Consider the following 24,225-nt stretch of genomic DNA (forward strand, 5'->3'; position numbering starts at 1 on the left):
CAAGCGGCGCATGCGCCGCAGGCGTTGCGCAAGGCGGTGGTGTCGCAATTCGCGGCCGTTCGGGGGCCGGGGTCTCATGTATAATCCTAATTTCCCCGGCAAGCTCGGTTTATGACCAAATTCGTCTTCGTCACCGGTGGCGTCGTCTCTTCTCTCGGCAAGGGCATCGCTGCCGCCTCGCTCGCGGCTATTCTCGAGTCGCGCGGCCTCAAAGTCACCCTCCTCAAGCTAGATCCCTACATCAACGTCGATCCCGGCACGATGAGCCCCTTCCAGCATGGCGAGGTGTTTGTCACGGAAGACGGTGCGGAAACCGACCTCGATCTTGGCCACTACGAGCGCTTCGTCTCGGCCAAGATGCGCAAGTCGAACAACTTCACTACGGGCCAAATCTACGAATCGGTGATCCGCAAGGAGCGCCGCGGCGAATACCTGGGCAAGACCGTGCAGGTGATTCCGCATATCACCAACGAGATCCAGGCCTTTATCGAGCGTGGCGCTGCAGCGTCGCACGACGGCAAGGCTGATGTGGCGCTGGTGGAAATCGGCGGCACCGTCGGTGACATCGAATCGCTGCCGTTCCTGGAAGCCGCGCGCCAGATGAGCCTGCGCATGGGCCGCAACCGCTGCGCGTTCGTGCACCTGACCCTGGTGCCGTTCATTGCCAGCGCCGGCGAGCTGAAGACCAAGCCGACCCAGCACTCGGTGCAGAAGCTGCGTGAAATCGGCATTTCGCCGACCGCGCTGCTGTGCCGCGCTGACCGTCCGATCCCGGACGACGAGCGCGCCAAGATTTCGCTGTTCGCCAACATCCCGCAAGACGCCGTGATTTCGGTGTGGGATGCCGACAGCATCTACAAGATCCCGCAGATGCTCAACGAGCAGGGCCTGGACCGCCTGATCTGCGAAGAGCTGCGCCTGGACCCGAAGCCGGCCGACCTGTCGATGTGGCAGAAGCTGGTGAACGCGCAGGAAAACCCCGAGCACGAAATCACCATCGGCATGGTCGGCAAGTACGTCGACCTGACCGAGTCGTACAAGTCGTTGATCGAGGCGCTGCGCCACGCCGGCATGCACACCGCCACGCGCGTGAACATCGAGTACATCGATTCCGAAGAACTCGAATCGGGCCATCTCGAAGTGCTGGCCCCGCTGGACGCCATCCTGGTGCCGGGCGGTTTCGGCAAGCGCGGCACGGAAGGCAAGATCCGCGCGATCCAGTACGCCCGCGAGAACAAGGTTCCGTACCTGGGCATCTGCCTGGGCATGCAGCTCGCCGTGATCGAGTTCGCCCGTCACGTGGCTGGCATGACCGACGCCAACTCGACCGAGTTCAACCTGGAAACCGAACATCCGGTGGTCGCGCTGATCACGGAGTGGGTGGACCGCGAAGGCAAGGTCGAGCAGCGTTCGGCCGAATCCGACCTGGGCGGCACCATGCGCCTGGGTGCCCAACGCGTACCGGTGAAGGAAGGGACCAAGGCGGCGTCGATCTACGGCGCGGAGGTCAACGAGCGTCACCGTCACCGCTACGAAGTCAACAACCACTATGTGCCGACGCTGGAAAACGCCGGCATGGTGATTTCGGCCCGTACCCCGACCGAGAACCTGCCCGAGATGATGGAACTGCCGGGGTCGATGCACCCGTGGTTCGTCGGCGTGCAGTTCCACCCGGAATTCACCTCCACGCCGCGTGACGGCCATCCGCTGTTCAAGGCCTACGTCGAAGCCGCGCTGGCTGGCCAGCAGCGCAAGGGCGCCTGAAGCCGGCGCCGAGCAGGAGACTGTCATGAAACTCTGCGGATTCGAGGTTGGCCTCGACAAGCCGTTCTTTCTGATTGCCGGCCCGTGCGTGATCGAGTCGGAGCAGATGGCGCTGGATACCGCCGGCGAACTCAAGGCCATCACCGGCGAGCTGGGTATTCCGTTCATCTACAAGTCGTCGTTCGACAAGGCGAACCGCTCGTCGGGCAAGTCGTTCCGCGGCCTTGGGATGGAAAAGGGCCTGGAAATCCTGGCGACAGTGAAGCGCGAGATCGGGGTGCCGGTGCTCACCGACATCCATGAGATCGACGAGATCAAGCCCGTCGCGGCCGTCGTCGACGTGCTGCAGACGCCGGCGTTCCTGTGCCGCCAGACTGATTTCATCCGCGCTTGCGCCCAGAGCGGCAAGCCTGTGAACATCAAGAAGGGCCAGTTCCTCGCGCCGCACGACATGAAGAACGTGATCGACAAGGCCCGCGACGCCGCACGCGACGCCGGCCTGCCCGACGACGTGTTCATGGCCTGCGAGCGTGGCGTTTCGTTCGGCTACAACAACCTGGTTTCGGACATGCGCTCGCTGGCGATCATGCGCGAGACCGGTGCTCCTGTGGTGTTTGACGCCACCCACTCGGTGCAACTGCCGGGCGGGCAGGGCACCAGCTCGGGCGGCCAGCGCGAGTTCGTACCCGTACTGTCGCGTGCCGCCGTGGCCACCGGCATCGCCGGCCTGTTCATGGAAACGCACCCGGACCCGAACAAGGCCATGTCCGATGGCCCCAACGCGGTGCCGCTGTCGCGCATGAAGGAACTGCTGGCCGTGCTCAGGGACCTGGACGCGCTGACCAAGCGCGCCGGCTTCCTCGAGGACAACTTCGGCTGGCCGGCCTGCGCCTGAGCGGGCCCTGGATCGTCGCGGCCGGTGGCCCGGCCGTGACTATCCGTATCGAAAGACAATACAAAACATCGGGAGATACAGCATGGCCGCGGGCTTTATCATCGCGTACGTCGACGTAACCGACCCCCAGCAGTACGAGGAATACAAGGTGCTCTCCAGCAAGGCCATGCAGATCCATGGCGCGGAAGTGCTGGTGCGCGGCGGCAAGGCCGAGAACCTCGAGGGCGAATGGTCGCCGACCCGTGTCGTCGTGCTGAAATTCCCGAGCGTCGAAGCCGCCAAGGCCTTCCATGACGGGGAGGCCTATCGCGCTGCCCGCAAGGCACGCGAGCATGCGGCGCGCATGAACATGATCGTGGTCGAGGGCGTGGCCTGAGCCGGCCAGCTCCCGAAATGGACTTTCGGGGCGCGTGACATCGCCCTGACACACGAGCAGGTTGCAGTAATCAGCAGCAGCAAGAATCAACAGTCAGAGAGGAATTCATGAGTGCAATCGTAGATATCATCGGTCGCGAGGTTCTCGACTCGCGCGGCAACCCTACCGTCGAATGCGACGTGCTGCTGGAGTCCGGCGTGATGGGCCGTGCGGCAGTGCCGTCGGGCGCATCGACCGGTTCGCGCGAAGCCATCGAGCTGCGTGACGGCGACAAGAGCCGCTACCTGGGTAAGGGCGTGCTGAAGGCCGTCGAGCACATCAACACCGAGATCTCCGAAGCCATCATGGGCCTGGACGCTTCCGAGCAGGCCTTCCTGGACCGCACCCTGATCGACCTGGACGGCACCGAGAACAAGAGCCGCCTGGGCGCCAACGCCATGCTGGCCGTGTCGATGGCCGTGGCCAAAGCTGCCGCCGAGGAAGCCGGTCTGCCGCTGTACCGCTACTTCGGCGGTTCGGGCGCCATGCAGATGCCGGTGCCGATGATGAACATCGTCAACGGGGGCGCGCACGCCAACAACAGCCTGGACATCCAGGAATTCATGGTCATGCCGGTGTCGGCGACCAGCTTCCGTGAAGCGCTGCGTTGCGGCGCCGAAGTCTTCCACGCGCTGAAGAAGATTCTGGCCGACAAGGGCATGTCCACCGCCGTGGGCGACGAGGGCGGCTTCGCCCCGAACTTCTCGTCGAACGAGGAGTGCCTGAACACCATCGTCCAGGCCGTCGAGAAGGCCGGCTATCGCATGGGTGAAGATGTGCTGCTGGCGCTGGACTGCGCCGCGAGCGAGTTCTACCACGAAGCCGAAGACGTCTACGTGCTGGAAGGCGAAGGCCTGAAGCTGTCGTCGACGCAATTCGCCGATTACCTGGCCAACCTGTGCGACAAGTTCCCGATCGTCTCGATCGAGGACGGCATGGCCGAAGGCGACTGGGACGGCTGGAAGACCCTGACCGACAAGCTCGGCAAGCGCGTGCAGCTGGTCGGCGACGACCTGTTCGTGACCAACACGAAGATCCTGAAGGAAGGCATCGACAAGGGCATCGGCAACTCGATCCTGATCAAGATCAACCAGATCGGTACGCTGACCGAGACGTTTGCCGCCATCGAAATGGCCAAGCGCGCCGGCTACACCGCCGTGATCTCGCACCGTTCGGGCGAGACCGAGGACAGCACCATCGCCGACATCGCTGTCGGTACCAATGCCGGCCAGATCAAGACCGGCTCCCTGTCGCGTTCGGACCGCATCTCGAAGTACAACCAGCTGCTGCGTATCGAGGAAGACCTCGGCGATATCGCCAGCTACCCGGGCAAGAGCGCGTTCTACAACCTGCGCTGAGCCAAGGCAGGCGACTGACTCGCCTCTGACGGCGGCGGCACGTTTTCCATCCGGCCGCCGCCGTTGTTGTATCCGGATTTGTATCGAAATCTGGCCGGCATTGCCTTATGGCCCGAGTTCGCTGATCATTGTGCGGAAATTTCTGTCCGCCACGCCTCATGCGCCTGATTTCTTTGCTGTTGTTCGTGCTGCTGCTCGCCATCCAGTATCCACTCTGGCTGGGCAAGGGCGGTTGGCTGCGCGTCTGGGAACTCAATCACCAGGTGCAGGAGCAGGCCACGCGCAACCAGATGCTGAAGCTGCGCAATGCCAAGCTGGAAGGGGAGGTGAAGGACCTGCAGGACGGTACCGGCGCCATCGAGGAGCGCGCCCGCTACGAGCTGGGCATGGTGAAGGACGGCGAGGTCTTCGTGCAGTTCGTTGCGCCGGCGCCCAAGGTCAGCGCCACACCGCCGCTGCCCCCACCGCCGAATTCGCCGGCCGCTACCGGCCGGCACTGAGCCCCCTTGGCGGGAGGCTTACCACCAGTATGGGTAGCCGCCCCAGTAGCCAGGTGAGCTGAAACCAACCCCGGCGCCCCAGTGGCCGCCACCCCAGCCTCCGTAAAACAGATTCCAATTGACATTCGGGTAGGCGTAGGCCGAGCGGTAAGCGGCCTCGTAGGCCTGCTGCTGGCGGATGGCGGCTTCCTGATCGTGCAGGATCTGCTGGTTCAGGGCGTCCAACTGCTGCAGCTGCTCGACCGTGAGCGGTACGGTCGTCGTGGCATCCGGAGACAGGCGTGCCGTGGCTGGGGTTCCGTTGACATCGCGCGGCACTGGCGCGGCACAGCCGCCGGCCAATAGCGCGGCAGCCAGCAAGGCGGGCAAGACAGGCAGGGAGCAGTTGCAACGGGCGGCAGACATGGCAGCAACAAGTGGCAAGTCAGAACGGCCGGCGCCAGGCATGGGCATGGCGACCGTTTGATAACAGCTTAGCTGTTGGACTTGCGCCCTGCAGGGTGGTTCGCACCCGACATGCGTGCCATGCCGCCGGCTGGGCCGGCGGCTTCCGGCTCAGTGGTGGTGATGGGCGCCTTCGCCGGCGCCGGTGGCCACATGGGCCGGCGTGAACAGCTGGGCGCAGTCGACGGCGTCGAACTCATAGCGCTGGCCGCAGAAATCGCAATGGATCTCCACATGGCCGCGCTCGGCCACGATGCCGTCGATTTCCTCCTGGCCCAGCGACTGCAGCATGCCCGCTACTTTGGCGCGCGAGCATGAGCAGTGGAAATGCGGGGTCAGCGGCTCGAACACGCGCAGGCCGGCGTCTTGCAGGTCTTCCCAGAACAGACGGCGCAGCAGCGTGTCCGGCGTCTCGGCCAGCAGCTCATCCGACTTCAGTGTGTTGCCGAGCTGGCACGCACGGTCCCACGTATCCAGATCCTGCGCGCGGGTCTCTTCCGTCAGCGCAGCGCCGGTCTCGCCGACTTCCTGCGTGCCGCCGTAAGACGGCAGCTTCTGCAGCAGCATGCCAGCTGCGGCGTGGTCGTCCGCGGCCAGCCACAGGCGCGTGTCCAGCTGCTCGGAGGCCTGCATGTAATGCTCGAGCACGGCGCTCATCGACGCCAGCGGACCGTGGGCGTCGGACAGCGGTACGATGCCCTGGTACGGCTGCTGGCCCGGCAGCTTGTCTTTCGGATCCAGCGTGATAGCGAAGCGGCCGTGGCCGTGGACATTGACGAGGTCCGCGAGCGTGGCGTCATCTGCGATCTGCACGCCTTCGGCCAGCTTGGCCGTGGCGCGCATCGACAGGTCGGACAGGCACTCCACCACCAGCATGCGCACCGGGCCGTCGCCGTGCAATTGCATGACGAGCGCACCGTTGAACTTCAGGTTTGCCGACAGCAGCGCGGCGGCAGCCATCATCTCGCCGAGCACGCGCCGCACAGGAGCGGGGTAGGCATGGCGGTTCAGCACTTCGCGCCAGGTGGCTTCCATGCGCACCAGTTCGCCGCGCACGGGGGCCGCGTCGAACAGGAACTTTTGCAGGGTGTCGGTAGTGGTCGTATCGGTCACAATAGTCTGTCTGTCAATCGGTTGTAGCTGCTGCGGCGCGTGTCAGTCGATCCGCTTGAGCTGTTGCTTGTACATGGCCTGGCGCGTGGCGTAGGTCTCGGCATTGCGGTACAGGTTGGCCACGTCCTGGTCGGTCAGTTCGCGCACCACCTTCGCCGGCGCACCAAGGATCAGCGAGCGGTCGGGGAATACCTTGCCTTCGGTCACCACGGCGCCCGCGCCGACGAGGCATTCCTTGCCGATCACGGCGCGGTTCAGCACCACGGCCTGGATGCCGATCAGCGAGCCTTCTCCAACGGTGCAGCCGTGCAGCATGGCCTGGTGGCCGATGGAAACCTTGTCGCCCAGCGTCAACGGGCAGCCCGGATCGACGTGCAGCACGGAGCCTTCCTGGATGTTGGTGTCCACGCCGACCACGATCGGTTCGTTGTCGCCCCGGATGACGACGCCGGGCCATGCACTGGCGCGCGACTTCATGGTCACGTTGCCGATGATGGTGGCTTCGGGCGCCACATAGGCGTCCTGGTCGATATTGGGAACGAGTTCGCCGAGCTGGTACAGCGCCATGGAATCTCCTGCACGAAGGTAGTTATCTGGGGATTGCCGCCAGTCTTTAAAGAGCACCGGGTTTGCTGCTGGGGTATTGCCGCGTGGGTCGGCAGCACCCCATATATGGCCGGGCAGCGCCCGGCATGGCTCTACAATGGCGGCAGACCGGATTTTACGCCCATGCCAGAGATTTCACCCGCCGCCCGTTTGCCCGATCCTTCACAAACGCTGCGCCGGCAGGCGCTTGATGTACTTTGCCTGACCGATGCGCGGGCCAAGGCCGCCGCGGCGCGCGCGCTTTTCCAAGGCGTCGCGGCAGCCGACGAAGGGATTCTGGGCACCGAAGACCACCTACAAGCGGCGCTCCCCATCCCCGGCCGGCCGCCGCGTCCCGAACTGGTGCCGCCGCAACGCGTGGAACGCCGCCGCTCGCTGCATACCGCCGCTGGCCGCGCCGCCCTGATCCACGCGCTCTGCCATATCGAGTTCAACGCCATCAACCTCGCGCTTGATGCCGTGTGGCGTTTCGCCGGCATGCCGGCCGACTATTACCGTGACTGGCTGCGCGTCGCCGACGAGGAGGCGTTCCATTTCACGCTGCTGGCCGACCATCTCGGCACGCTGGGATTCGCCTACGGCGATTTTCCGGCACACAACAGCCTGTGGGAGATGTGCGACCGCACGGCAGGGGATGTGCTCGCGCGCATGGCGCTGGTGCCGCGCACGCTGGAGGCGCGGGGGCTCGATGCCTCGCCCCCGGTGCGTGCCAAGCTGGCCGGCGCAGGTGACCACGCCGCTGCAGAGATTATCGACATCATCCTGCGCGACGAGGTCGGGCACGTGGCGATCGGCAACCATTGGTACCGCTGGCTGTGCGAGCAGCGCGGCGTGGATCCGGTATCGACCTATGTCTCGCTGGCGCAGCAGCACCGCGCGCCGAAGCTGCGCGGGCCATTCAACCTCGATGCGCGCCGTGCGGCCGGCTTTGACGAGGATGAGCTTGCGTGGCTGGAGGCATCGGCTGGTTAGCCCTTGCTGCCAGCGCGCTCCTGCTCCATCAGCCTGAGCACGCGCCGCTGCACCTTGCCGGTCGTCGTCATCGGCAACTGGTCGATGAACTCGATTTTCTTCGGATACTCGTAAGGTGCAAGCTGTCCGCGCACATGCTCCTGCAGCGCGGTCACGAGTGCCGCATCGCTGTCGAACGAGCGCGTCACCGAAGGGGTCAGCACGATGAACGCCTTGACCACCGCGCCGCGCTCGGGGTCCGGCGACGGCACTACGGCACAGTTCGACACGGCCGGATGCTTGAGCAGGCAGTTCTCGATCTCGCTCGGGCCGATGCGGTAGCCCGAGGACTTGAACACATCGTCCGCACGGCCCTGGTACCACAGGTAGCCGTCGGCATCGACGCGGGCCAGGTCGCCGGTGCGGCACCAGCGCAGGCCGTCGCGCTCGACGTATCGCGCGGCAGTGGCCGCCTCGTTTTTCCAGTATCCGAGGAAGAAGACCGGATCAGGGTGGCCGTGGATGTCGGTGGCGCAGACCGCGACTTCGCCGTCTTCGCCGGTTGCGCATGGGCGGCCCTCGTCATCGATGACCTGTACCCGATGGCCCGGATAGGGCCTGCCCATCGATCCCGCTCGTGCTGGCCAGCCCAGGCGCGCTTCGTCATGCTGGGCCGTGCAGTTCCCGACGATGTAGTTGATCTCGGTCTGCCCGAACATCTCGTTGACGACGACGCCCATGGCGTCGCGGCACCACGTGAACACCGTTTCGCCGACCGCCTCGCCGGCGCTCATCAGTGCGCGCAGCTTCAGCGTGTAGCGCTGCCGTGGTTCAGGGCACGCCTTCATCATCTGCTTGAGCGCTGTCGGAAACAGGAAGGTATTGGTGACGCCGTAGCGTTCCAGCAGCTCAAACGCGCGTTCGGCGGTGAAGCGGCCCTGGTAGCCGACGATCGGCTTGCCGAAGTAGAGCGCCGGCATCAGAGCATCCCATAATCCGCCGGTCCATGCCCAGTCAGCCGGGCTCCAGAACACGTCGTCGTCCTGCGGATACCAGTTCTGCGAGCAAACGAAGCCGGGCAGGTTGCCGATCAGTGCGCGGTGCGGGATCACCGCGCCCTTGGGCGGGCCGGTGGTGCCACTGGTGTAGATCAGCACAGCGGCCTCGTCTGCCTTGGTCTGCGCGGCCGTGAAGGTCGGCAGTTGCGCGGCCAGCAGCACGTCCCAGTCGTGGTTGCCACGGCCGCGGGCATCGCCGGCAGCAATTACGGTGGCGAGCGTCGGGCATTCGGGACGCGCAGCGAGAACGTTGTCGATCGAGGTTTCGTCAGCAATCGCCACGATCGCTTCGCTATGGCTGATACGGTAGGCGAGAGCCTCGGGGCCGAACAGCATTGACAGCGGCGTGGCGATGGCGCCAAGCTGGGAAATCGCCATATAGGCAACGGCGGTTTCGATCCGTTGCGGCATCACGATGGCGACGCGGTCGCCGCGCTGAACGCCGAGCGCTTGCAATGCCGCAGACAGCCGGTTGGCTTCGGCTTGCAGGTACGCATAGCTGAACGCGTCGCGGCGCCCGTCCTCATGCTCGGTGTAGACCGCGATGTGGTCTGCGGTGGCCGGATCGCGTGCCCAGCGGCCACAGCAGGCTTCGGCCAGATTGAAGTGCTCGGGCACGTGCCAGTGGAAGGAATCGTAGAGCGCCTGGTAATCGTCGCGCCGGCTTGCCGGCAGGGCCGCTGCAGCCATATGGCTGTCTCCTTGAGAGTCTCGTTATAATTTGCGAACGGTCGTTCTATTTTATGCGGGCTTCGGCGCCGGTCCCCAAACTCCGTGCAAGGATGAGAAGAACCGCAACCAGGGGAGACAAATGACAATCAAGGAAACCTCGCGCTCTGAATTTATCACGTTGCGCGGCCTGCGTTACCACGTGCGCCAGTGGGGCACGCCGGGCGCGCCGAAGCTATTCATGCTGCATGGCTGGATGGACGTGGCGGCATCGTTCCAGTTCCTCGTGGACTGCCTCGAACGTGACTGGCACGTGATCGCGCCCGACTGGCGCGGCTTTGGCGAGACCGACTGGCCGACGCGCTATCCGGGCACCGAGTCCTATTGGTTTGCCGACTACATTGCCGACCTCGAGGCGCTGCTGGACCACTACCAGCCCAACGGGCAGGTCGATCTTGTCGGCCACAGCATGGGCGCCAATGTGGCCTCCCTGTACGCGGGCATCCGGCCCGAGCGCGTGCACCGTGTGGTGGACCTCGAAGGGTTTGGTTTGACGCAGACGCGTGCCGAGCAGGCGCCGAAGCGCTATGCGCGTTGGCTCGACGAACTGCGCCAGAGGCCCGAACTGCGTACCTACGACGATGTGAGTGGCGTGGCGGCGCGTCTGCAGAAAACCAATCCGCGCCTGCCTGACGATCGCGCCGCGTTCCTGGCCGAGCACTGGTCGCGCCGCAATGAGGCAGGGCAGTGGGAAATCCTCGGCGATCCGGCGCACAAGCTGGTGAATCCCGTGCTGTACCGGGTCGACGAGGTGATGGCGATCTGGGCGGAGGTCAGCGCGCCGGTGCTGCATGTGGAGGCGCGCGACTCGGCTACGTTGCGCCATATCGCCCACAAGCAGACGCTCGAAGAATTCCGCGAGCGCTTCCGCGCGTTCCGCGATTTCCGCGAGGTCGTGATCGACGACGCGGGCCACATGCTGCACCACGACCAGCCCGCCGCGGTGGCGGCGCTGATCGAATCGTTCATTGCCTGACGCGGGCCGCGTGCCTCAGGCGTGCGTGAGCTTTTCCTTGAGCGCCGCGTTGTTGCTGGTGTGCACGTGCACCAGCGACTTCTGCGGGAACGCGTAGTGATAGGCCTTGCGCAGCGCCAGCGCCGCTTCGTGGAAGCCTGAAAGGATCAGCTTCTGCTTGTTGGCGTAATAGGCGATGTCACCGGCAGCGAAGATGCCACGCCGCGAGCTTTCGTACGTCGTGGTGTCCACCAGGATGCGGCCGGCGCGCATGTCCATGTCCCATTGAGCGATCGGGCCCGGCTCCGACACCAGTCCGTAGAGCGCCACTAGTTCGTCAGCGGCGAGGGTCTGCACGCCGTCGCGGCTGCGGATTTCGATCTCCATGAGTGCCGCATGCTCGCCTTCGCCGGAGGTCTTGAGTGCACCGAGCATGCCGATGACGAAGTCCATTTCGCCGGCTTCCACGGCCGCGCGCATTTCGGCCACGCTGCCATCGGCCGCACGGAAACCTTCGCGCCGGTGCAGCAGCGTCACGCGCGCGGCGACCTTGCGCAGCGCCAGCGCCCAGTCGAGGGCGGAGTCGCCGCCGCCTGCGACTACCACGCGCTTGCCTGCAAACCGCGATACGTCGCGCACTGCATAGTGCACATGGCGGCCTTCTAGCCCGGGTGCTTCAGGCAGCGATACACGCTGGGGCGCGAACGCGCCGGCGCCGGCACAGACCAGCACGGCGGCCACGTCGAAGCGCTTGCCGCTGTCGGTCGTTACCAGGAGGCGCGAATGGACGCCGTCCTGCGCGGGCAGCACCTCTGCCACGCTTTCGGCGCGCTGGTTGAAGTGCATCGGAAAGGCAAACGGCGCGCACTGTTCCAGCAGGCGGTCCACCAGGTCCTGGGCCAGGCAGCCTGGTACGGCCGGGATATCGTAGATGGGCTTCTCGGGGTATAGCTCCGTGCATTGGCCGCCGGCGCGATCGAGGACGTCGATCAACTCGCATTTCAGGCCGAGCACGCCGGCCTGGAACGCGGCGAACAGGCCCACCGGGCCCGCGCCGACGATCAGCACGTCGGTGGTAGTGGTGTCGGCGGCGCCGGCGCCGGGCAGGGCAGTGGTGTTGTCGGTGGACATTGGCGGTGCGGCAGAGGGATTCCAAAACCCGACTATACCGCGCGGAAGGCGCCATTCTCCCGACGCCAGCGTTGCCGGCAAGGGCTTTGTGTGGGGGGCAGTGCATGCGTGCGGGCCAGCCCGAAAGCACATACAAGAGTAGAATAGGCATATGCCTGACTTGCAAACGATCAACGCCGACCTGCATTGCCATTCCACCGTGTCCGACGGCACGATGTCGCCACGCGCCGTTGCCGAACGCGCGCATGCCGGCGGCGTGCGGCTGTGGTCGCTCACGGACCATGACGAGGTTGGCGGCCAGGCGGAGGCGCGCGCCGCCGCCGAGGCGCTGGGCATGCGCTATGTCTGCGGTGTCGAGATCTCGGTGACCTGGGCCGGACAGACCGTGCATATCGTCGGGCTGCAGATCGACCCGTTCGCTCCTGAGTTGATCGACGGGCTTGCCGACACGCGATCCGGCCGCGCACGGCGCGCGCGTGATATCGGCGAAGCGCTCGGAAAGATCGGTATCGAAAACGCCTACCAGGGCGCGCTCAAGTACGTTGGCAATCCCGACCTGATCTCCCGCACGCACTTCGCGCGCTGGCTGGTGGATCAGGGCCACTGTGCGACGATCGGCGATGTGTTCAGCCAGTACCTTTCCGAAGGAAGGCCCGGCTACGTGGGCCACCGCTGGGCGAACCTGTCCGACGCTATCGGCTGGATCCGGGCGGCCGGCGGCATTGCCGTGATGGCCCACCCGGGCCGCTACAACTACACCGATACACAGCACGACGCGCTGTTCGACGAATTCACGGCCCTCGGCGGCCGTGCGGTCGAGGTCGTGACCGGCAGCCATACGCCGGATCAGTACCGTCGCTATGCCGACGTGGCGCGTTACTACGGCCTGCTCGCGTCGCGTGGCTCGGACTTCCACGGCCCGGGTGAGGGGCGCGTGGAGCTGGGCGCGTTGCCGCCATTGCCGTCGACGGTGACGCCGGTATGGCACGACTGGTAGTCTCGCAGGCCGCCGGGCAGGCACCGCCGAAAGGACATTGCCGCCGGGCACGAACTTCGTCAGAACCCGTCCCCGAGCCCGGCCATGTCCCAGTACTTCGAAATCCATCCGCAGAACCCGCAGCCGCGGCTTATCAAGCAGGCGGTGCAGATCATCCGCCAGGGCGGGCTGATCGCGCTGCCGACCGACTCCAGTTACGCGCTGGGCTGCCAGCTTGACGACAAGGCCGCCGTGGAGCGCCTGCGCCGGCTGCGCGGCATCGACGACAAGCACCACCTCACGCTGATGTGCAGCGACCTGTCCGAGCTGGGCAGTTTCGCGCGCGTCGACAACCGGCAGTACCGCTGGATCAAGGGCGCTACGCCGGGCCCTTATGTCTTCATCCTGGAGGCCACCAAGGAGGTGCCGCGGCGGCTGTCGCACCCGTCGCGAAAGACCATCGGCGTGCGCGTGCCCGAGCACGCCATCCCGCTGGCGCTGCTGGCCGACGCCGGCGAGCCGCTGCTGACGGCCACGCTTCAGTTGCCCGGCGACGAGGAGCCGATGAACGACCCCGCGGAAATCCGTGCCAGGCTTGAAAAGCTGCTGGATCTCGTCATCTGCGGCGGCCCGGCGCCGGCACAGCCCACGACCGTGATTGACCTGACCAGTGGAGAGCCCGAGCTCGTGCGCCAGGGAAGGGGCGATATCGCACGGTTCGGTCTCTGAATTCGTGCCGCATGTGATGCGGCGGCCAGCCCGCCCGGTACAATAAGTCTCATGGATTCCTCCCTCATTCAGACCTTTGCCGTCTATGCGCTGCCAGTGCTGTTCGCGATCACGCTGCACGAGGCGTCGCACGGCTATGTCGCCAAGCACTTCGGGGACACCACCGCTTATGCGCTGGGCCGCGTCAGCCTGAATCCGGCGCGGCATATTGACCCGATCGGCACCATTGCCGTGCCGCTGCTGCTGTATCTCCTGACCAGCGGCCAGTTCGTGTTCGGCTATGCCAAGCCGGTCCCGGTGGATTTCGGGCGGCTGCGCAATCCGCGCTGGCATGGCATGTGGGTGGCGCTGGCTGGTCCCGTCAGCAATATCGTGCAGGCCTTCCTGTGGGCGCTGATCGCGATCGGGCTGGCCTGGGCGCGCGTGTCGGAGCCGTTCTTCAGCGAAATGGCTCGCGCCGGTGTGCTGGTCAATCTGGTCGTGGCAGCGTTCAATCTTTTTCCGATTCCGCCGCTGGACGGCGGCCGCGTGCTGACCGCACTGCTGCCCCCGCGTGTGGCTTATTCGGTGTCGCGCATCGAGCCGTACGGGATTTTTGTCGTGCTGGCGCTGGTGGCGGCCGGTGTGATCACCTCGGTCTGGATGCGGCCGGTGATCAACCTGCTGAGTTCGGTCGTCGAGCTGATGCTGCGGCCGATCATCATGCTGCTGCAGTAGGGGCGAGGTCCATGCTCGCCCATGCGCCGACCGGCGCTCCGTCCGACTGGGTTACGCGCTGGGCGCACCTCGTGCGGCCAAGCGGCCGCGTACTTGATCTCGCCTGTGGTAGCGGCCGCCATGCACGCTGGTTCGCGCAGCGGGGGTATGCGGTGGTTGGCGTCGATCGCGATGCCGAAGCTGTCGCCGCGCTGCCTTCGCCGATCGCCGGGCGCGTGGAAGACCTGGAGCAGGGCACGTGGCCCCTCTCCGGCGAGGCGGCGTTCGACGCCATTGTCGTCACCAACTACCTGCATCGTCCGCTGTGGGCTCACCTTGCCGCTGCGCTGGCGCCGGGTGGCGTGCTACTTTATGAGACCTTTGCGAGTGGAAACGAGACCGTCGGCAAGCCTTCGCGGCCTGATTTTCTTCTGAATCCCGGCGAACTCCTCGAAGTGGCGCATACGCACGGGCTGCGTGTGATCGGCTATGAAGACGGCGTACTCGAAGTGCCCCGTACGGCGTTTGTGCAGCGCCTGTGTGCGGTGCGCGAGGTGGTGCACACGGCAGGCGGCAACGTGCCGCCACGCTACCCGCTCCAGACCTGAAGCGGCGTCTCCGTTATCCGCGAGAATGCCGCTTCACACGTTGAACCGTTTGGTGTAACCCCTTGTCGGAACATCGGTCGAGGCGGCCGGCTGTTCCGGTACAATCTCGTTATTCGCATCCCGAATTCCCTAACGTTATGACACAGATTACCGGCAGCATTGTTGCCATCGTCACCCCGATGCATGAGGACGGCAGCCTGGATTACCCGGCGCTGCGCGCGCTCGTCGACTGGCACGTGGCCGAGGGCACCGATGCCATCGTGATCGTTGGCACCACCGGCGAATCGCCCACCGTCTCGGTGGACGAGCACTGCGAACTGATTCGCGTGGCGGTGGAGCAGGCTGGCAAGCGGATTCCCATCATCGCCGGTACCGGCGGCAACTCGACCAAGGAAGCCATCGAGCTGACGGCCTTCGCCAAGAAGGTTGGCGCCGACGCCTCGCTCCAGGTCGTGCCGTACTACAACAAGCCGACCCAGGAAGGCATGTACCGGCATTTCCGCACCATCGCCGAGGCGGTGGAACTGCCGGTGCTGCTGTACAACGTGCCGGGCCGCACCGTTGCGGACATGACCAACGACACCATCCTGCGCCTCGCGCAGGTGCCAGGCATCGTCGGGGTGAAGGAAGCGACCGGCAACATCGACCGCGCCGCGCAACTGATCAAGGATGCGCCGGAAGGCTTTGCGATCTACAGCGGTGACGATCCGACCGCCGTGGCGCTGATCCTGCTGGGCGGCAAAGGCAATATCTCGGTGACCGCCAACGTGGCGCCGCGCAAGATGCACGAAATGTGCGTGGCCGCGCTCAAGGGCGACGTGGTGACCGCGCGCCGCCTGCACATGGAACTGATCGAGTTGAACAAGGCGATGTTCGTCGAAGCCAACCCGATTCCGGTCAAGTGGGCTCTGCAGCAGATGGGCAAGATGGAAGGCGGCATCCGCCTGCCGCTCACGCCGCTGCTGGAGTCCAATCACGAGACCGTGCGCAAGGCACTGGCCGCCGCTGGCCTGCTGCGCTGATTTTCCGGCGCACCCGTGCCGTCCCCTCAACTAGGATTGCGTGTCAATGAAACTCAAGCTTAACCGCCGTGGCGCGACGCAAGTCCGCCGCGCCGCACTGGTTGTGCCCGTGCTTGCCGCGGGTGTGATCACGGGCTGCAGCAGCATCAACGATGCGATGCAGCCGGACAAGATCGACTACAAGTCGTCGGCTTCCAAGCGTACGCCGTCGCTCGACATTCCGCCTGACCTGACCAAGCTGGATGGCGATCGCCGCTATTCCGTGCCGGACCAGGGTGGTACGAACACCTCGACGCTGTCGAACTACAGCCAGGCGACCAAGACCCGCGAGGCCTCGCCGACGGAAAACGTCCTGCCTTCGGCGCAGGGCATCCGCATGGAGCGCGACGGCAACCAGCGCTGGCTCGTGATCAGCAACGGCATGCGCGCCGACCAGCTGTGGCAGTCGCTGCGTGGATTCTGGCAGGAAAGCGGTTTCCTGCTGGTCCAGGATTCGCCTGAGACCGGCATCATGGAAACGGACTGGGCGGAAAACCGCGCCAAGATTCCGCAGGACATCATCCGCAATACGATCGGCAAGGTGTTCGACGGCCTGTACTCGACGTCGGAGCGCGACAAGTTCCGCACGCGCGTCGAGCGCTCGCAGAACGGCACGCTCGAAGTCTTCATCAGCCATCGTGGCGCGCAGGAGCAACTGACTGGCGTCGACAAGTCGACGACCGTCTGGACGCCGCGTCCGGCCGATCCGGAGCTGGAAGCCGAATTCCTTTCGCGCCTTGCGCAACGCCTGGGCGTGCAGAAGGAGCAGGCTAACCAGATGGCCAAGAACCCGACGCCGGTGGGCAACGCCGCAGCGGCTGGTGCTGCGGCCGAGGCGACCGGTGCTGCGGTCGCGGGTGATGCCGCATCGGCCGCCAGCAAGTCCTACCTGTCGCAGGTCAATGGCTCGCCGGCGCTGCAGATTCCCGAGCCTTTCGATCGCGCCTGGCGTTCGGTGGGCCTGTCGCTTGATCGCGTGAACTTCACCGTCGAAGACCGCGACCGTGCCCAGGGCCTGTACTACGTGCGCTACGTCGACCCGCGCACCAACGTCGACAGCCGTGGCTTCTTCTCGAAGCTGTTCACCAAGCCGGATGATCCGAAGACCGCGAAGAAGTACCGCGTGGCGCTCAAAGGCACGGGCTCGGGCACGCTGGTGACGGTGCTCAACGATGCCGGCCAGCCGGAGAACGGCGAAGTCGGCAAGCGCATCCTCTCGCTGCTCGACGAGCAACTCCACTGACACGTAGAGTGCCGGTCGATCGAACGGGCCGCACGGCCCGGTCTACGCGATTTGTCATGAGGCGGGCGCTTGCATGATGCGCTTTGCCTTTCTTGGCAGTGGCAGCGAGGGCAACTCGCTGCTGGTTGAATCCCGCGAAGGAACCACCACTACCCGCATCCTGCTGGACTGCGGCTTCGGCATCCGCGAGACGGCCAGGCGCCTCGAGCGCCTTGGTGTCACGCCTGACCAGCTCGATGCTGTGCTGGTGACGCACGAGCATGGCGATCACGTCGGCTCCGCTTACCCATTCGCTGCCCGGCATGACATTGCTGTGTATACGAGCCATGGCACATGGCTGGCCACCCAGCATATGCGAGGCGCCGCGTTGGCGGACGTGCGCGTCTGCGGTGCAGACCATGTGTTCAGCATCGGCGGCCTGCAGGTGCTGCCCTATACCGTGCCGCACGATGCGCGCGAACCTCTGCAATTCGTGCTGTCCGATGGGGATGCACGCCTTGGTGTGCTGACCGATATCGGAATGGAAACGCCATATGTGACGGCGCGCCTGTCAGGCGTCGACGCACTGGTGCTCGAATGCAACCACGATCGCGAGATGTTGCGCAACTCGGTCTATCCGGCTTCTCTCAAGCGTCGCATCGGCGGAGATCTCGGTCACCTGGCCAACGAGGTCGCGGCAAGCATCCTCGCACAGGTTTCCCATAGCGGACTGAATCGCGTGGTCGCGGCGCACCTGAGCAAGCAGAACAATACGCGTGAACTTGCCACGGCGGCGCTGGCGTCTGCGCTTGGCGCATTGCCGACGGACGTGCTGGTGGCGGATCAGGAAGCGGGGCTGGACTGGCAGTCAGTCCGGGGGTAAGAGGCGATCAGATTTGATGGCCTGAAAGCGCTGGTGGTGGCTAGCGCGGTCGCCGCAGAAACAAAAAAACCGACCCGAAGGTCGGTTTTTTTGTTGGTACGAACCAATTACTGCTTGGCAGCCGGAGCCGAAGCGTCAGCGGCCGGAGCCGATGCGTCAGCAGCCGGGGCCGAGGCTTCAGCAGCCGGAGCGGCCGGGGCTTCAGCGGCAGGAGCCGAAGCTTCAGCGGCGGGAGCGGCAGCAGCCGGAGCGGCGGTGTCAGCAGCCGGAGCAGCAGCTTCTTCCTTCTTGCCGCAGGCGGCGAGAGCAACAGCGGCCAGCAGCGATGCGATCAGGAGAGACTTCTTCATTGTTCGTCCTTTAACTTGTAATAACCAAAAAAACAGGCGATGAATAATTACCGGTAATTATCGCTCTTGAACTGCAAAATAGAGGCTCTCCCGGTGCCGACAAATGCAGTGGTACACAGTACTAGCCAGCCGACGATTATATCCGCGTTTTCCCGGCTTGTGTAGCGTGAAAATTTACGGAATTGCAATGTTACGCATTATTACAGTGCCGCCGGTGAAAGCTGCAACCAGCCCTCTAGTGTCCAGTGATGGAAGGTATCAAGCAGATCCGGCAGGCCGGCACATGTCTCCACTTCCTTTGCGGAAAGTTGCCGATAATCGGCCAATCGACGCAACCACTGTGCCAGTTCCGGCTCGGGCTCGTATGCTTCACCATTCAGGAAGAAATGCGTGTTGTCATAGAGCGCAATCGAACCGGGTGCCAATACGACGCCATGCGTGCGCGCGAGCTTGGCATACTGCCGCATCGGGATATCGGGCACCTGGGCAAACTCGACCGTTGGCTTCGGTTCGGACAGGTAGGTACCCACGAATTCCGACACCATCGCACCGTTCCATTGCAAGGCCTTGAGGCGCTGCGCGACAGCCTTCGCCATGCCGGCCGGCAGTTGCGCGGGATGCTTTGCCGCACGCTCGCCAGGATCCGCATAACGACCGCCGAGGTCTTCGTTGTCTTCGACAGTCTCGGACAGCCACGCAAGGAAATGGCCCGCAAGTTCGCGGTACGCAGGCGCGCGGAAGCCGATCGAGCATGTCATGCATTCGCCTTCGGCAATGCCATCGTGCGCATACTGCGGGGGCAGGTAGAGCATGTCGCCGGGCTCGAGCACCCATTCCTCTTCGGCACTGAAGTCGGCCAGGATCTTCAGCGGCATATCCGGTACGAGATCGAGCTTCGTCTGCGACGAGATGCGCCAGCGGCGCCGGCCCGAAACCTGCAGCAGAAACACGTCGTAGGAATCGAAGTGCGGACCGACACCGCCACCGTCGGTCGCGTAGCTGATCATCAGGTCGTCCAGGCGCGCGTCGGGCACGAAGCGGAACTGACCCATCAGGTCGGCCGCGGCCGCGTCATGGAGGTTGACACCCTGCACCAGCAGGGTCCACTGTTTAGTCTTGATGGTCGGCAGGTTGTCGGCGGCGAACGGGCCGTTCTCGAGCTTCCACCTGTTGCGGAAGTGCGTCACCAGGCGCGACTCGACTTCGTCCCGGTCGGCTAGCGCGAAAAGCGCCTCGCGCGACACAGGCGGCACAATTTCGGGAAATGCCTGTCGAATCAACAGCGGTTTCCGTTGCCAGATATCGCGCATGAAAGCAGCGGGCGTCATGCCACCTAGAAGGCCCAGCGGTGCATCCGGATCGACGGGGCCAGGTGGCAGGGCGTGCGCGTATAATGCGGAATCGTTCATGGAGTCAAGAATTGAAAATCGCTAAGAACACGGTGGTGTCCGTGGTGTACAAGCTGTCGGATGCGCAAGGCAATCTGATCGAGGAATCGGATGAGGCCATGGTCTACTTGCACGGCGGCTATGATGGCACGTTCCCCAAGATCGAGGAAGCACTCGACGGCCACGACACTGGCTTCGAGACTCAGTTGCAGCTGGAACCCGAAGACGCATTTGGCGACTACGACGCCGACCTCGTCAAGGTCGAGCCGCGCGACCGTTTCCCCGAGCCGCTCGAAGTCGGCATGCAGTTCGAAGGCATGCCGGAGGATGGCGATGAAGAAGACTCCGTCATCTACACCGTGACCGATGTGGCCGAAGACAAGGTGGTGCTCGACGGCAACCATCCGCTGGCCGGCATGGCGCTGCGCTTCTGGCTGAAGGTGTCCGAAGTGCGTGAAGCCACGGCCGAGGAAATCGAACACGGCCACGCGCACGGCGCATCGGGCGTCGAGGTGGCCGATGAAGATGACGACGACACCCCGCGTACGCTGCACTGAGATCTCGCGAAAGCGATGTCAGCAAAAGAGCCGGTCATGCCGGCTCTTTTGTTTTATGGCGAGCGCCGGCTAATTTCCGACTCCATCCTTCAGCACCACGCTGAACGGCGAGGCCGCTTGCGGTGTCACGATCAGTTCAGTCCATTGCGCCGTCGTGCCGGCCGGCAGCGCCACGCGCGTGAAGTTTTGCATCGCCTTGCCCGTGGTATCACGCAATGGCTTGTCGGTGCGAAAACCATTGCTGCTCGCGTGCACGAGCAGCACCTGCCCTCGATAGCGGCCAGCCATTTCGCGCAACTGTCGCTTGAACTCGAGGTAGCCATCACGCGGGCGCCGGCGCATGAATCCGTCAAGCAGCGACGGCTTGCCGCGTTTCTCCCAGCCGTTGCCAAACTGCGGATCGCCATGTGCGACGATGATGAGCCCCGTCATGCCATGCTGCTGCGCGATCGAGAACGCGCGCGCGAGCCATTGCCGGTTGGCCTCACGACGATCCTCAAACTCCCCGTTGCGGCCACCTTCGTTACGATAGTGGTTGTTGTCGCCAGGAACATTCAGGCCGACCAGCAGAATATTGCCGAGGCTGATCCGCACATTCTCGCGGAAGCTGCGGAACATGGCCTGGTCCGACTGCCGCACGACGGCACGCGGATGCCTGCCCAGCGTGGCATCCTCCGGAAAGAACAGCTCGCGCAAGCGGTTGAGCCGCTCCACGGCATCGAAATTGCCATTGACCGGCAGGTGGCATTCGGCCCAGTCGGTTTCGCCAGGCACGAACACCAGCGGCAGCGGCGACTGGTCGAGCAGGTGTTGCCGCGCCTGCAGCACCGCATCGCCGCATGACTCCGTATCGCCCTTGATACCGCCTGCATGGACAACGAGGTCCAGTTTGCGCTCGGCCAGCAGGTCGAGGAGGGCGGCGAAGCGGTCTTCGGCTGCCGGCCATTGCGGTAGGTCCGCCAGCAACGCGATGCGGATGGTCTCCGGGCCAGTGGTCTTGCCCGCGCGGCGGGCTGGCGCGGCGGCGGACACTGACATGGCGGCCAGCAACGGCAGCAATGCGGCAATGATCAACGCCCGGCCACGGAGCCGGCTGCCCGAAGCATTCATGCGGCGTCGACAACCTCGCCAGCCAGCACCTTGAGCCGGTAGAGCGCATCCAGCGCAGCACGTGGAGTGAGGCTGTCCGGGTCCAGATCCGAGAGCGCGTCGAGCACAGCTGCCTGTTCGGGCAGCAATGCGACTTGCACAGGTTTTCCAATGCTGACAGGCTCGTCGTCGTCGCTCGTGTCAGGATGTGGCGGCGGGGCGAACAGGTCGAGCTGCGGCGTCGGCGTGGCATCGGCCGACTGCTGTTCGAGCCATGCGAGATGCTTGCGTGCGGCGCGAATCACGGGCTGCGGCACGCCGGCGAGCTGCGCGACCTGCAAGCCGTAGCTTTGGCTGGCGGGGCCGTCCTGCACCGCGTGCAGGAAGACAATGCCGTCGCCATGTTCAACGGCCGACAGGTGCACGTTCGCAGCCTGCGGGAACTCCTGCGGCAGTTGCGTGAGTTCGAAGTAGTGGGTTGCGAACAGCGTGTGGCTACGGTTGTGCGACAGCAGGTGGCGTGCGATCGCCCAGGCCAGTGCGAGCCCGTCGAAGGTCGAGGTGCCGCGCCCAATCTCGTCCATCAGCACCAGGCTGGCAGGCGTGGCGTGGTGCAGGATCGCCGCCGCCTCGGTCATCTCGACCATGAACGTAGAGCGTCCGCCCGCCAGGTCGTCGGCGGCGCCGATACGCGTAAAGATGCGGTCCACGGGGCCGATCACTGCGCGCCGGGCCGGTACGTAGGCGCCCACGCAGGCGAGCAGCACGATCAGCGCGGTCTGCCGCATGAAGGTCGACTTACCGCCCATGTTCGGGCCGGTGATCAGCAGCAACTTGCGCGCCTCGTTGAGCTGGCAGTCGTTGGCGATGAATGGCACGGATTCGGCAGCGAGCTGGCCTTCCACCACGGGATGGCGGCCCTGCACGATGTCGATCACGTTGTCGCCCACGCGCTCCGGGCACGACCAGTCCAGCGTCTGCGCGCGCTCGGCCAGCGAGGCCAGCACGTCAAGCCGCGCCAGAGCACCGGCCACGCGTTGCAGTTCGCCGATATGCGGCAGCAGCGCCTGCAGCAGCACGTCGTAGAGCTGCTTCTCGCGCGCTAGCGCACGGTCCTGCGCCGACAGCGCCTTGTCCTCGAAGGCTTTCAGCTCGGGCGTGATATAGCGTTCAGCGTTCTTGAGCGTCTGGCGCCGGCGGTAATCGTCGGGCACCTTGTCGGCCTGGCCGTTCGTGACTTCGATGTAGAAGCCATGCACGCGGTTGTACTCGACACGCAGGTTGGCGATGCCGGTGCGGGTACGCTCGCGCGATTCCAGGTCGACCAGGAACTGGCCGCAGTTCTCGGAAATATCGCGCAGCTCGTCGAGTTCCGCGTCATAGCCGCGCGCGATCACGCCGCCGTCGCGCACGACCGTGGCGGGCTCCTCGGCGACCGCGGAGATCAGCAGGTCCAGGCAGGCTTGCGGCACGGCGAGTTCGGCGACGGTCAGCGACAGCAGCGAGCTGTCCGGCTCGGCCTGCAGGCACGCGCGCACATGCGGCAACGCGCGCAGCGTATCGCGCAGCGAAGACAAATCGCGCGGGCGCGCGCTCAGCAGCGCCAAGCGCGAGGTAATGCGCTCGACGTCAGCAAGCTTGCGTAATGCGCTGCGCAGGTCGTCGATGCCGTGGTCGATCAGCACGCCGATGGCCTGCTGTCGTGCGCGCGGCAGCGCGGGATCGCGTAGCGGGTGATGCAGCCAGTGGCGCAGCGCGCGGCTGCCCATCGCCGTCGCGCAGGTATCCAGCAGAGAGAACAGCGTGGGCGATTCGCCGCCACGCAGCGTCTCGGTCAGCTCCAGGTTTCGACGCGTGGCCGAGTCCAGCCCGACGAATTCCGATTCGCGCTCGACCTTGATGTCACGCACATGGCGCAGCGACTGGCCCTGCGTGGTCGCCGCATAGTTCAGCAGCGCGCCGGCCGCACCGATCGCGGCGCCGAGCCCGGCGCACCCGAAGGGTTCCAGGCTCGCCACGCCAAGCTGTTCGAGCAGGCGGCGCGTGCCGGCATCCTGGTCGAAGTGCCACTCCGGTAGCCGCGTGCGCGCGCATGCCACGGCAGGCAAATCGATGCCGTCCGCGTAGAGCAATTCGGCGGGGCGGATGCGTTCGAATTCGCGCGCGAGCTGTGCCGCTTCGCATTCCATCAGCCGAAGTTCGCCGCTAGCCAGGTTCAGCCAGGCCAGCCCGGTCTTGCTGACGCCGCGCCGCGTGGTCTGCTGATGGACCGCCATCAGGAACGTATCGGACTTGTCCGGCAACAGCGAGGCGTCGGTCAGCGTGCCAGGCGTGACAATGCGCACCACCTTGCGCTCGACAGGGCCCTTGCTCGCGGCCGGGTCGCCGATCTGTTCGCAGATCGCGACCGACTCGCCAAGCTTCACGAGCTTGGCGAGGTACTGGTCCGCCGAATGGAACGGAATGCCCGCCATGCGGATCGGCACGCCGTTGGAACTGCCGCGCGCGGTCAGCGTGATATCGAGCAGCCGCGCGGCCTTTTCGGCATCGTCGTGAAACAGCTCGTAGAAGTCGCCCATCCGGTAGAAGAGCAAAGTGTCCGGATGGTCCGCTTTGATGCGCAAATATTGCTGCATCATCGGAGTGTGCTTCTCCGCAAGGGGCTTCGCAACTTCCTGATTCAATTCGATTTTCTCCTGCATTCCCTTGTCTGGCGTGGCCTTGCGGCGTAGCCGGCAGCGTAGCCC

24 protein-coding genes are annotated in these 24,225 nt (G+C 64.9%); 15 read left to right on the forward strand and 9 right to left on the reverse strand.

Going from position 1 to position 24,225, the window contains the following annotated elements:
* Positions 1–111 precede the first annotated feature (111 nt).
* The 5 genes from ACIGJG_RS05440 (at position 112) to ftsB (ending at position 4,932) form a co-directional block, all read left to right on the forward strand.
* Complete coding sequence (locus ACIGJG_RS05440) at positions 112–1,764, forward strand: CTP synthase (protein WP_011297270.1); 1,653 nt, start codon at positions 112–114, stop codon at positions 1,762–1,764.
* A gap of 25 nt (positions 1,765–1,789) precedes the next feature.
* The gene (kdsA, locus tag ACIGJG_RS05445; RefSeq protein ID WP_011297271.1) at positions 1,790–2,659 is read left to right on the forward strand and encodes a 3-deoxy-8-phosphooctulonate synthase; all 870 of its coding nucleotides are present in this window, start codon (positions 1,790–1,792) and stop codon (positions 2,657–2,659) included.
* 82 nt (positions 2,660–2,741) lie between these two features.
* Entirely contained in the window at positions 2,742–3,035 is a 294-nt protein-coding gene (locus ACIGJG_RS05450; protein ID WP_011297272.1) for a DUF1330 domain-containing protein, read from the forward strand.
* A 107-nt stretch (positions 3,036–3,142) separates the two neighbouring features.
* Positions 3,143–4,432, forward strand: coding sequence for a phosphopyruvate hydratase (gene eno / locus ACIGJG_RS05455; RefSeq protein ID WP_011297273.1), 1,290 nt, complete (start codon positions 3,143–3,145; stop codon positions 4,430–4,432).
* 158 nt (positions 4,433–4,590) lie between these two features.
* Positions 4,591–4,932 carry a cell division protein FtsB gene (gene ftsB / locus ACIGJG_RS05460; protein ID WP_011297274.1) on the forward strand — a complete coding sequence of 114 codons (342 nt, stop codon included), beginning with the start codon at positions 4,591–4,593 and terminating at the stop codon, positions 4,930–4,932.
* Between the two features lie 18 nt (positions 4,933–4,950).
* Here the strand turns inward: ftsB and ACIGJG_RS05465 are convergent, their stop codons facing one another.
* From ACIGJG_RS05465 to ACIGJG_RS05475, 3 genes are all read right to left on the reverse strand, one after another.
* The gene (locus tag ACIGJG_RS05465; RefSeq protein ID WP_049796404.1) at positions 4,951–5,337 is read right to left on the reverse strand and encodes a hypothetical protein; all 387 of its coding nucleotides are present in this window, start codon (positions 5,335–5,337) and stop codon (positions 4,951–4,953) included.
* 150 nt (positions 5,338–5,487) lie between these two features.
* Positions 5,488–6,489 carry an Hsp33 family molecular chaperone HslO gene (hslO, locus tag ACIGJG_RS05470; RefSeq protein ID WP_140949028.1) on the reverse strand — a complete coding sequence of 334 codons (1,002 nt, stop codon included), beginning with the start codon at positions 6,487–6,489 and terminating at the stop codon, positions 5,488–5,490.
* Between the two features lie 42 nt (positions 6,490–6,531).
* Positions 6,532–7,056, reverse strand: coding sequence for a gamma carbonic anhydrase family protein (locus ACIGJG_RS05475; RefSeq protein WP_011297277.1), 525 nt, complete (start codon positions 7,054–7,056; stop codon positions 6,532–6,534).
* Between the two features lie 162 nt (positions 7,057–7,218).
* Between ACIGJG_RS05475 and ACIGJG_RS05480 the strand changes: the two genes are divergently transcribed.
* Positions 7,219–8,067, forward strand: a complete 849-nt coding sequence (locus ACIGJG_RS05480; protein ID WP_220631459.1) for a ferritin-like domain-containing protein — start codon at positions 7,219–7,221, stop codon at positions 8,065–8,067.
* On the opposite strand, the gene ACIGJG_RS05485 is transcribed toward ACIGJG_RS05480, so the two are convergent.
* Positions 8,064–9,794, reverse strand: coding sequence for an acetate--CoA ligase (locus ACIGJG_RS05485; RefSeq protein WP_011297279.1), 1,731 nt, complete (start codon positions 9,792–9,794; stop codon positions 8,064–8,066). The two genes, ACIGJG_RS05480 and ACIGJG_RS05485, sit on opposite strands and share 4 nt — an antisense overlap.
* A 121-nt stretch (positions 9,795–9,915) precedes the next feature.
* On the opposite strand from ACIGJG_RS05485, the gene ACIGJG_RS05490 reads away from it, so the two are divergent.
* Positions 9,916–10,809, forward strand: coding sequence for an alpha/beta fold hydrolase (locus ACIGJG_RS05490; protein WP_483672856.1), 894 nt, complete (start codon positions 9,916–9,918; stop codon positions 10,807–10,809).
* 15 nt (positions 10,810–10,824) lie between these two features.
* On the opposite strand, the gene ACIGJG_RS05495 is transcribed toward ACIGJG_RS05490, so the two are convergent.
* On the reverse strand, positions 10,825–11,919 hold the full coding sequence (locus ACIGJG_RS05495; RefSeq protein ID WP_483672857.1) for an NAD(P)/FAD-dependent oxidoreductase: 1,095 nt from the start codon (positions 11,917–11,919) through the stop codon (positions 10,825–10,827).
* 151 nt (positions 11,920–12,070) lie between these two features.
* On the opposite strand from ACIGJG_RS05495, the gene ACIGJG_RS05500 reads away from it, so the two are divergent.
* The 7 genes from ACIGJG_RS05500 to ACIGJG_RS05530 all read left to right on the forward strand — a co-directional run bounded on the left by ACIGJG_RS05500 (position 12,071) and on the right by ACIGJG_RS05530 (position 18,094).
* On the forward strand, positions 12,071–12,916 hold the full coding sequence (locus ACIGJG_RS05500) for a 3',5'-nucleoside bisphosphate phosphatase (protein ID WP_011297282.1): 846 nt from the start codon (positions 12,071–12,073) through the stop codon (positions 12,914–12,916).
* 84 nt (positions 12,917–13,000) lie between these two features.
* The gene (locus ACIGJG_RS05505) at positions 13,001–13,624 is read left to right on the forward strand and encodes an L-threonylcarbamoyladenylate synthase (protein WP_011297283.1); all 624 of its coding nucleotides are present in this window, start codon (positions 13,001–13,003) and stop codon (positions 13,622–13,624) included.
* Positions 13,625–13,675: 51 nt separating this feature from the next.
* Positions 13,676–14,341, forward strand: a complete 666-nt coding sequence (locus ACIGJG_RS05510; protein WP_011297284.1) for a site-2 protease family protein — start codon at positions 13,676–13,678, stop codon at positions 14,339–14,341.
* Positions 14,342–14,352: 11 nt separating this feature from the next.
* Positions 14,353–14,928, forward strand: coding sequence for a class I SAM-dependent methyltransferase (locus tag ACIGJG_RS05515; RefSeq protein ID WP_483672858.1), 576 nt, complete (start codon positions 14,353–14,355; stop codon positions 14,926–14,928).
* Positions 14,929–15,065: 137 nt separating this feature from the next.
* Complete coding sequence (dapA, locus tag ACIGJG_RS05520; protein ID WP_140949021.1) at positions 15,066–15,950, forward strand: 4-hydroxy-tetrahydrodipicolinate synthase; 885 nt, start codon at positions 15,066–15,068, stop codon at positions 15,948–15,950.
* Positions 15,951–15,996: 46 nt separating this feature from the next.
* The gene (gene bamC, locus ACIGJG_RS05525; protein WP_011297287.1) at positions 15,997–17,232 is read left to right on the forward strand and encodes an outer membrane protein assembly factor BamC; all 1,236 of its coding nucleotides are present in this window, start codon (positions 15,997–15,999) and stop codon (positions 17,230–17,232) included.
* A 73-nt stretch (positions 17,233–17,305) separates the two neighbouring features.
* Positions 17,306–18,094 carry an MBL fold metallo-hydrolase gene (locus tag ACIGJG_RS05530; RefSeq protein ID WP_011297288.1) on the forward strand — a complete coding sequence of 263 codons (789 nt, stop codon included), beginning with the start codon at positions 17,306–17,308 and terminating at the stop codon, positions 18,092–18,094.
* A 107-nt stretch (positions 18,095–18,201) separates the two neighbouring features.
* Here ACIGJG_RS05530 and ACIGJG_RS05535 read toward each other — a convergent pair whose 3' ends face one another.
* Together ACIGJG_RS05535 and ACIGJG_RS05540 are read right to left on the reverse strand one after the other, a co-directional pair.
* Positions 18,202–18,444, reverse strand: a complete 243-nt coding sequence (locus ACIGJG_RS05535) for a hypothetical protein (RefSeq protein WP_011297289.1) — start codon at positions 18,442–18,444, stop codon at positions 18,202–18,204.
* 200 nt (positions 18,445–18,644) lie between these two features.
* Complete coding sequence (locus ACIGJG_RS05540) at positions 18,645–19,853, reverse strand: JmjC domain-containing protein (protein WP_483672859.1); 1,209 nt, start codon at positions 19,851–19,853, stop codon at positions 18,645–18,647.
* 11 nt (positions 19,854–19,864) lie between these two features.
* Here ACIGJG_RS05540 and ACIGJG_RS05545 point away from each other — a divergent pair, with 11 nt between their 5' ends.
* Positions 19,865–20,389 carry an FKBP-type peptidyl-prolyl cis-trans isomerase gene (locus ACIGJG_RS05545; RefSeq protein WP_011297291.1) on the forward strand — a complete coding sequence of 175 codons (525 nt, stop codon included), beginning with the start codon at positions 19,865–19,867 and terminating at the stop codon, positions 20,387–20,389.
* Positions 20,390–20,458: 69 nt separating this feature from the next.
* Here the strand turns inward: ACIGJG_RS05545 and ACIGJG_RS05550 are convergent, their stop codons facing one another.
* Both ACIGJG_RS05550 and mutS read right to left on the reverse strand, forming a co-directional pair.
* Positions 20,459–21,499, reverse strand: coding sequence for a hypothetical protein (locus tag ACIGJG_RS05550; RefSeq protein ID WP_483672860.1), 1,041 nt, complete (start codon positions 21,497–21,499; stop codon positions 20,459–20,461).
* Complete coding sequence (gene mutS, locus ACIGJG_RS05555) at positions 21,496–24,117, reverse strand: DNA mismatch repair protein MutS (RefSeq protein ID WP_140949020.1); 2,622 nt, start codon at positions 24,115–24,117, stop codon at positions 21,496–21,498. The genes ACIGJG_RS05550 and mutS overlap by 4 nt, the downstream gene beginning before the upstream one ends.
* Positions 24,118–24,225: the final 108 nt, after the last annotated feature.

Source organism: Cupriavidus sp. C1SS-2L (genome assembly GCF_057073735.1).

Coding starts and splice junctions, on each gene's coding strand:
- ACIGJG_RS05465 (WP_049796404.1), bottom strand. CDS start 5,337: ATGTCTGCCGCCCGTTGCAACTGCTCCCTGCCTGTCTTGCCCGCCTTG.
- ACIGJG_RS05475 (WP_011297277.1), bottom strand. CDS start 7,056: ATGGCGCTGTACCAGCTCGGCGAACTCGTTCCCAATATCGACCAGGAC.
- ACIGJG_RS05550 (WP_483672860.1), bottom strand. CDS start 21,499: ATGAATGCTTCGGGCAGCCGGCTCCGTGGCCGGGCGTTGATCATTGCC.
- bamC (WP_011297287.1), top strand. CDS start 15,997: ATGAAACTCAAGCTTAACCGCCGTGGCGCGACGCAAGTCCGCCGCGCC.
- ACIGJG_RS05540 (WP_483672859.1), bottom strand. CDS start 19,853: ATGAACGATTCCGCATTATACGCGCACGCCCTGCCACCTGGCCCCGTC.
- ACIGJG_RS05500 (WP_011297282.1), top strand. CDS start 12,071: ATGCCTGACTTGCAAACGATCAACGCCGACCTGCATTGCCATTCCACC.
- ftsB (WP_011297274.1), top strand. CDS start 4,591: ATGCGCCTGATTTCTTTGCTGTTGTTCGTGCTGCTGCTCGCCATCCAG.
- mutS (WP_140949020.1), bottom strand. CDS start 24,117: ATGATGCAGCAATATTTGCGCATCAAAGCGGACCATCCGGACACTTTG.
- ACIGJG_RS05535 (WP_011297289.1), bottom strand. CDS start 18,444: ATGAAGAAGTCTCTCCTGATCGCATCGCTGCTGGCCGCTGTTGCTCTC.
- eno (WP_011297273.1), top strand. CDS start 3,143: ATGAGTGCAATCGTAGATATCATCGGTCGCGAGGTTCTCGACTCGCGC.
- dapA (WP_140949021.1), top strand. CDS start 15,066: ATGACACAGATTACCGGCAGCATTGTTGCCATCGTCACCCCGATGCAT.
- ACIGJG_RS05495 (WP_483672857.1), bottom strand. CDS start 11,919: ATGTCCACCGACAACACCACTGCCCTGCCCGGCGCCGGCGCCGCCGAC.
- ACIGJG_RS05440 (WP_011297270.1), top strand. CDS start 112: ATGACCAAATTCGTCTTCGTCACCGGTGGCGTCGTCTCTTCTCTCGGC.
- ACIGJG_RS05485 (WP_011297279.1), bottom strand. CDS start 9,794: ATGGCTGCAGCGGCCCTGCCGGCAAGCCGGCGCGACGATTACCAGGCG.
- ACIGJG_RS05510 (WP_011297284.1), top strand. CDS start 13,676: ATGGATTCCTCCCTCATTCAGACCTTTGCCGTCTATGCGCTGCCAGTG.
- ACIGJG_RS05505 (WP_011297283.1), top strand. CDS start 13,001: ATGTCCCAGTACTTCGAAATCCATCCGCAGAACCCGCAGCCGCGGCTT.
- ACIGJG_RS05515 (WP_483672858.1), top strand. CDS start 14,353: ATGCTCGCCCATGCGCCGACCGGCGCTCCGTCCGACTGGGTTACGCGC.
- ACIGJG_RS05450 (WP_011297272.1), top strand. CDS start 2,742: ATGGCCGCGGGCTTTATCATCGCGTACGTCGACGTAACCGACCCCCAG.
- ACIGJG_RS05530 (WP_011297288.1), top strand. CDS start 17,306: ATGATGCGCTTTGCCTTTCTTGGCAGTGGCAGCGAGGGCAACTCGCTG.
- ACIGJG_RS05480 (WP_220631459.1), top strand. CDS start 7,219: ATGCCAGAGATTTCACCCGCCGCCCGTTTGCCCGATCCTTCACAAACG.
- kdsA (WP_011297271.1), top strand. CDS start 1,790: ATGAAACTCTGCGGATTCGAGGTTGGCCTCGACAAGCCGTTCTTTCTG.
- ACIGJG_RS05490 (WP_483672856.1), top strand. CDS start 9,916: ATGACAATCAAGGAAACCTCGCGCTCTGAATTTATCACGTTGCGCGGC.